Consider the following 5,539-nt stretch of genomic DNA (forward strand, 5'->3'; position numbering starts at 1 on the left):
AAAACCCTGTGGACAGTTTCCTGGTATTCTTGCTTGCTGTCTATCCATCATACTGCCTCCCAACCATAAGTTTCATATTTTATGTGGTTATTTTATGGTATGTGGCAAGGTTTCACGGTATACTCAACACAGGTGAAGATTCCATGAAGCGGGAAGAAACCCCGAAAATAGTAGAGCAGGAGCCATCTCATGCAGCAAATGATACCTAGGATTCATAGGCAGACCAGCATAAAAATGCTATTTTTTATTTATTCCGTTGTTTTAGCTCTAACTTGTTTATTTCAATATAAGGTGATCGCGCTTCCGGCGCATTACCTTTTTGTATTTGTGATCGGTAATGTACTGCTTTGCTTGTATTTATTTTTGGCCAATGGGGCGAAGCCGAAATATTACATCCCCATTCATATCTTTTTGTGGATGTTTTTGTTTTATGCCAGCTATTCTTATATATTTTATAGCGCAGCGCTTATTTTTACCGCAGCATCTATTTATTATATGAGGCAAAACTCCATTAAGCCTTGGATACACATGCTCTATTATATCGTTGTGTTAGCCAGTATATGGACGGCAGTTGCTCTAAATCCGGTATTCTTATTTACGGTCTGCACCTTGTATACCATCGTGATGGTGCTGGACGCTGAACTGAATACGATGCAGCAATGGCATGTGATTATATTAGGGTTATTACATAGTCTGACCATTGCAGCTTGTGCTTCATCGTATTTACCTTATCAGGAAAACACCATTTTTACTTTGCCAACGAGCTTTTTAATTTTTGTTATTTATGTGGCGTCCCCGTCCATACACCGGGTGTTATTCCGCCTTCTGTATCCAGAGTCCATTATCTTCTTATGTATGATTAGCATGTTATTCGGCTGCTCCATAGCCGGCTATAAGTGGGTGTATCTAGGCGACAGCAGTCCATTTGCATTGGTTTTAACAGCCAGCTTAGTGTTATTCGTTATTGCATTTGCAGCATGCTTCAAGCTGCAGAGGATCATCTATGCTAAGTATGGAATACTCCAAAACGGGCTCTCTGACTGGTTCGTGGAAAAGTGGGAGGATGCCTTAAGTCAGCAGGAAAAGGAGGTGTCCTGGTCGGGGTTTGACTCTAAGCTGGCCCCTATTTTTCCGAATGACGGCATTACAATCATGTATAAACGCAAAGTCGTGTATACCAGTGGAGTCTTTCTTAAACCTGACTTTAAGTCAGGCAAGTCCCTTTATGCCGGAGAAGTCTTGCTCGTGATTCATGAAACCCATACACACCAGTCGTTTACGCCCGGGCAATATTATACGGCATATGCCTTAGCCCGTTATCTGCTGAATAAGCTTGACCAATGGGAAGAGATGTCTAGGATGAAACTACTGGATGCTGAGCAAAGCGGAAACTTCAGCAAGGAGTTGAACTTTCGCAAAGAGGTGACGTATTACCTCCACGACAATATTTTGCAGAACATTATTGCCACTAAAAACATCGTGGCCACCTTATCGACGGAACAGTCAGCGCTCAAGGAGCTGGCGGTAGAAACATTGGCGGACCTAAATACGTCGATACGCTCACAAATGCATGAAATTTATCCATCTACACTTGCGGATTTATCTTTTGAACGAAATATTCATATCTTACTGGACGAGATGCGTAAGCGGTATGGCAGAATTCCTAATCCCCATATCCAGTATGAGATCTTCGAGCAAATGGACGAGCAGTCTGCGTATTTGTTCTACCGTACGTTACAGGAATTGCTGGCGAACACCTGTAAATATGCGGAGGCCGATCATATATGGATACATTTGTATAGCTCAGACCATTGGATCATGGAAGTGAAAGAGGATGGCAAACCAATCGTGCAAGAGGACATGGAAGTTAAGATTAAGCATTTGGGGATTTCCAGCTTGAAGCATCAAGCGGGTTCACTTGGCGGAGCTTTTGAATGGGCACAACATGATGGTTATAAATTATTTACACTAATACTTCCAAGGAGAACATATGAAGGTACTGTTATTTGATGATCATAAATTGTTTGCAAAAAGTCTGGAAATTGTGATGGCTAATCATGTAGATGAATTTGTGTGCTTCCAGACACCAGACAACATCATTGAAATTGTGCAGCAGGAAAAGCCTGACTTACTATTATTGGATATTCATATGGGGGCGTATAGCGGGTTAGATGTATGCCGGGAGGTGCTATACCATTACCCTGAGCTCAAGGTCGCTTTTCTATCCGGATACAACCTGCATGAATACCATCTGGAAGCGAAACGCATGGGGGCCAAGGGCTTCTTGGATAAAAATATGTCCGTTGAAAATCTAATTGATAACATCAAGCATATCCATCAAGGGGGCACAATCTTTATGGAAAATATTGCTGAGGATGTTATTGAAGAGTTAACCCCGCGTGAGAAGGAAATACTGCAATATGCCAGTAACGGAGATACGCAGCAGGTGATAGCGGATAAGCTAGGTATTAGCAGGCGCACGGTAAACAATCATCTCATGTCAATTAACGATAAGCTAATGGTGAACTCCACCGTTGCCGCTATTGTAAAAGGGATTGAGCTTGGCGTGATTAAGCTGTCTAACAATCGTTGAAGAGGATCGGTTCAGCACAAAAGGCATCCGTAATGGATGCCTTTTGTTATAGATTTGCAGGAGTATTCATTGTGCCAATACTGCGGATGTCTTTTGAGAGAAAATAAATCGCTGAACACAAATGGCTATGATGACAAGTCCAACAGAGATCGAGAGTAGAATCACATTATCTTTAACCACATTGCCGATTGAGGGATTGTTCGTCCATGCCGCCAGCAAAGCATTTCGTCCGTAGATGATGGGATTAATATAATAAACCAGCTTTTGCAGTAACTGCGGAAACATTTCAATCGGGAACGTTAAGCCGCCAAGGAACATTTGGAACATATAAAAAGCTAAAGAGATTGGATTATAAATAGACGTCTTTCTTAGAACCGAAGTTAAAAGGAACGTAACGGCAAAATGAAAAATCTCAATGACGGCAAGGGTAACAAGGACTGGTATGATATGGTCCATGGGAAATACAGTTCCATTATAGAAGTAAGTAAACACAATAAAAGCAAAAATGACGGTAAGCTGAAAAGCGAAGGTAGCCATGAATAAAGTGAAGGAGAAGCAAAGCTCATTAACACCCATAAACTTAAATTTTTGCAGGTTTCCGCTTTCCCTTGCCTGCACATAAAACGAACCAAACACACTAATGACCGCATTGCCTATGATAATGATGATGTACAGCGGAACGAGCAGATCGGATAATGCCGAGCCGCTGAACTCTACATTTCTCAGCATATAGCCAAACAAAATATAAAAGCCGATGGGCATTAAAAAGGCCATGAGTACAGACGATTTATCTCTAAATAACAGTTTGAAATTATATTTGGTTAAGCTAAATACCGGTTTCATTTGGTTTCTCCCTTCTCATCCAGCTCATAGCCGATTATCTGTAGAAAAGCATCCTCAAACGTTCTCTTCTGCAACTGGATATCGTATCCTCCGCATATTTTTAAGTTCTCAAATACATCTTTTTCGTTATCTTCGTTGTATTCAATCATTAATTTATTGCTCTGCTGCTTATACGCATATTTAAGAGAGGAGAATCTAAAGCTGGAATCCACAAGACAGGTCGCTATTTTTTGCATCGCAAAAGCATTACTGATAATATCAGGAACAGTTCCTTGCAGCTTGACCTTACCCTGTTCAAGGACAATCACATAATCGGACAAGTATTCAACCTCATCTAGAAAGTGGCTGGTGAGCAGTATACTGACGCCTTTTTCCTTACGGATCTTGTTCAATAAATCCCATATCATTCTGCGGGACACCACATCCAGCCCTGTCGTAAGTTCGTCCAGAATAATAAGCTTGGGATTGCCGATTGTCGCCAGTAACACCGCGATTTTTTGTTTTTCCCCGCCGGACAGTTTGTCCAGGTATGAATTCTTAAAGGGTAACATCTGTACGCTTTGCAGAAGCTCATCCACCGTTTCCTGGCTGTTCAGCAGTTCAATATACAGCTGTACAATATCCTTCACTTTCGCGTTTTTTTCGAATGTAGATGTCTGAGTTTGCACCCGGATGTATGTATAGAGCTCCTTTTTGCTAAAGCCATAGGAAATAGAGCCTTCATAGTTTAAGTTTTGCATAATGGCTTGAATCAATGTGCTTTTTCCTGCTCCGTTATGCCCCACAATCGATACTATACTGTTCTCCTCGATAGAGAAGGATACTTGGGTAATCGCATTTCGATCTGCTTTGTGGTAACGTACGGATACGTTCTGTAAATTTAAGATCATCGTTAACATGCTCCTTTCGTTGCTTACAAGAGCTATTCTATAGCAATCATGAGCGTGGAGCATGAGTAATTTGTGCAACAATAGAAAAGATAGAGTACGAACACTAGCCCATATTAAGGGTGGCGGCTTCGGAATAGCAGCCATGAGGCAGACCGTGTTTACTTTGTGTGGCTATGGAGGGGGATTACATGTCCTGGAGCAAATTGAAGCAGCAACTTGAGGGCTTTCTCAGTCCTGCGTTACATGGAAGGGTAGAATACCGCGCACCAGGTTACCGTTATCTGCCTGATAAATCAGGGATTTGTTATATCTCGGTAGATAAAAAAAACATACTCAACATGACCGATAAAACGAACCCTATAAGATGGTATAAGAACGAATTGGAAATCAAAAATGATCCAAGCATTCAAATCCCCATCACTCATGACGACATTGAAGCGGTCAGAGCAGGTGCCAAGGGGCCGGTGCCGGAGGATCGTTTAATCGTAATGGCCAGGAGCAGAAAAAGTTCTGAACATGCCAAGGCGCTTATGTTAGCGCAGGCTGCATTAAGCAAATCGGATTTTAACGTTACAGCTAGTAAGTTCCTGATTACTCCTATAGAGGAAAGCTTGGAGAGTAATGATATCTTGATGAATGTTCTAGCCTTGGTGGACAAAAGAGTCGGGAAGAAGCGGATCCTGGGAATGGCTGAGAAGATGGAGTTCAAGCATCCGGTTGTGCGGTATTTTTATGAGCTGCGGCGGGGGGCATTGTGATCGGGAGAACCATTTGCTTCTTGAAGTCTGCTGTAAAATGACGATCCCGCCGGTGCTTCATTGGCTTATAGTTACACTTCTCAAATACAGTCTTGCTCGGGAAGAGATTGAATGCTTAGAAGGGTGCAGGTTCCCTCAGCCGTATGGTTGGGGGAATATTTCACCGATGCCTTCTGAGAACCCAAAACAAGGAGCTGCCCTCAGTCACATATGACAAGGGACAGCTCCTTATGCTTTCATTAATGTTAACGACAATTCCCACCCAGAATTATACCTTCTAAGACAGGCGCACCTGAAGTACCGGTTAACGAATTTAACGGGCGTACTAACACACGCGAGTTAAACGTTACGGAGGCAGCAGTAGGAAGTTCTATCCGGGATGACCAAGTAGGCGGGTCTTCAGGAGTAGCAAACAACTGGTTTCCAAAGCCGCCAATATCGGGAATGAGTATTTC

6 protein-coding genes are annotated in these 5,539 nt (G+C 42.4%); 4 read left to right on the forward strand and 2 right to left on the reverse strand.

The annotated features are described in order from the left end of the window. The 3 genes from L1N82_RS22915 to L1N82_RS22925 form a co-directional block, all read left to right on the forward strand. The coding region (locus L1N82_RS22915; RefSeq protein ID WP_235289786.1) for a hypothetical protein at nt 1-209 on the forward strand (209 nt) is incomplete at its 5' end. Next, nucleotides 190-2,010, forward strand: a complete 1,821-nt coding sequence (locus tag L1N82_RS22920) for a sensor histidine kinase (RefSeq protein WP_235289787.1) — start codon at nt 190-192, stop codon at nt 2,008-2,010. The genes L1N82_RS22915 and L1N82_RS22920, both read left to right, overlap by 20 nt. Further along, nucleotides 1,991-2,593: a response regulator transcription factor gene (locus tag L1N82_RS22925; protein ID WP_235289788.1), complete on the forward strand. Its 603-nt coding sequence runs from the start codon at nt 1,991-1,993 to the stop codon at nt 2,591-2,593. Before L1N82_RS22920 ends, L1N82_RS22925 begins: the two co-directional genes overlap by 20 nt. Before the next feature lie 66 nt (nt 2,594-2,659). Here the strand turns inward: L1N82_RS22925 and L1N82_RS22930 are convergent, their stop codons facing one another. Both L1N82_RS22930 and L1N82_RS22935 read right to left on the reverse strand, forming a co-directional pair. Beyond that, nucleotides 2,660-3,436, reverse strand: a complete 777-nt coding sequence (locus L1N82_RS22930; RefSeq protein ID WP_235289789.1) for an ABC transporter permease — start codon at nt 3,434-3,436, stop codon at nt 2,660-2,662. Beyond that, the gene (locus L1N82_RS22935; protein WP_235289790.1) at nt 3,433-4,470 is read right to left on the reverse strand and encodes an ABC transporter ATP-binding protein; all 1,038 of its coding nucleotides are present in this window, start codon (nt 4,468-4,470) and stop codon (nt 3,433-3,435) included. The genes L1N82_RS22930 and L1N82_RS22935 overlap by 4 nt, the downstream gene beginning before the upstream one ends. A gap of 44 nt (nt 4,471-4,514) precedes the next feature. Between L1N82_RS22935 and L1N82_RS22940 the strand changes: the two genes are divergently transcribed. Then, nucleotides 4,515-5,084 carry an SF0329 family protein gene (locus L1N82_RS22940; protein WP_235289791.1) on the forward strand — a complete coding sequence of 190 codons (570 nt, stop codon included), beginning with the start codon at nt 4,515-4,517 and terminating at the stop codon, nt 5,082-5,084. The last annotated feature ends 455 nt before the right edge of the window (nt 5,085-5,539 follow it).

Origin of the sequence: Paenibacillus tarimensis, from assembly GCF_021532315.1 — a bacterium.
Classification (GTDB): domain Bacteria; phylum Bacillota; class Bacilli; order Paenibacillales; family Paenibacillaceae; genus Paenibacillus_I; species Paenibacillus_I tarimensis.

Bases quoted from the DNA above. Each gene is read 5' to 3' on its own strand.
- L1N82_RS22920 (WP_235289787.1), top strand. From the start codon at position 190: ATGCAGCAAATGATACCTAGGATTCATAGGCAGACCAGCATAAAAATG.
- L1N82_RS22925 (WP_235289788.1), top strand. From the start codon at position 1,991: ATGAAGGTACTGTTATTTGATGATCATAAATTGTTTGCAAAAAGTCTG.
- L1N82_RS22930 (WP_235289789.1), bottom strand. From the start codon at position 3,436: ATGAAACCGGTATTTAGCTTAACCAAATATAATTTCAAACTGTTATTT.
- L1N82_RS22935 (WP_235289790.1), bottom strand. From the start codon at position 4,470: ATGGCTGCTATTCCGAAGCCGCCACCCTTAATATGGGCTAGTGTTCGT.
- L1N82_RS22940 (WP_235289791.1), top strand. From the start codon at position 4,515: ATGTCCTGGAGCAAATTGAAGCAGCAACTTGAGGGCTTTCTCAGTCCT.